Raw genomic sequence first — 406 nt, forward strand, 5'->3', positions numbered from 1 at the left:
TCCCGTCATCCTCCACCATTTAGCCGACTTAGCTCAATTGGTAGAGCAACTGACTTGTAATCAGTAGGTTGGGGGTTCAAGTCCTCTAGTCGGCACCAGAAATCATGGCGGTTGTGGCGAAGTGGTTAACGCACCGGATTGTGGCTCCGGCATTCGTGGGTTCGATTCCCATCAGTCGCCCCATTTTTCTTAAATAAATTAATATGCGGGTGTGGCGGAATTGGCAGACGCACCAGACTTAGGATCTGGCGCCTTTGGCGTGGGGGTTCGACTCCCTTCACCCGCACTTTTAATTAAATAACTCATACATGTCTTGCGGAAGTAGTTCAGTGGTAGAATACAACCTTGCCAAGGTTGGGGTCGCGGGTTCGAATCCCGTCTTCCGCTCCAATTTTCAATATGACAT

Annotated in this window: 4 tRNA genes; all 4 read left to right on the forward strand. The window is 49.8% G+C overall.

Annotated elements, in window-relative coordinates:
• Nucleotides 1-22 precede the first annotated feature (22 nt).
• The 4 genes from MR079_RS28470 (at nt 23) to MR079_RS28485 (ending at nt 390) form a co-directional block, all read left to right on the forward strand.
• Nucleotides 23-98: transfer RNA gene (locus tag MR079_RS28470), tRNA-Thr, on the forward strand.
• A gap of 9 nt (nt 99-107) precedes the next feature.
• Nucleotides 108-183 (forward strand) — tRNA-His (locus tag MR079_RS28475).
• A gap of 22 nt (nt 184-205) precedes the next feature.
• Nucleotides 206-286, forward strand: a tRNA-Leu gene (locus tag MR079_RS28480).
• Between the two features lie 29 nt (nt 287-315).
• Nucleotides 316-390 (forward strand) — tRNA-Gly (locus MR079_RS28485).
• The last annotated feature ends 16 nt before the right edge of the window (nt 391-406 follow it).

Origin of the sequence: Bacillus cereus group sp. BfR-BA-01381 (assembly GCF_022663555.1) — a bacterium.
GTDB classification, from domain to species: Bacteria; Bacillota; Bacilli; order Bacillales; family Bacillaceae_G; genus Bacillus_A; species Bacillus_A pacificus.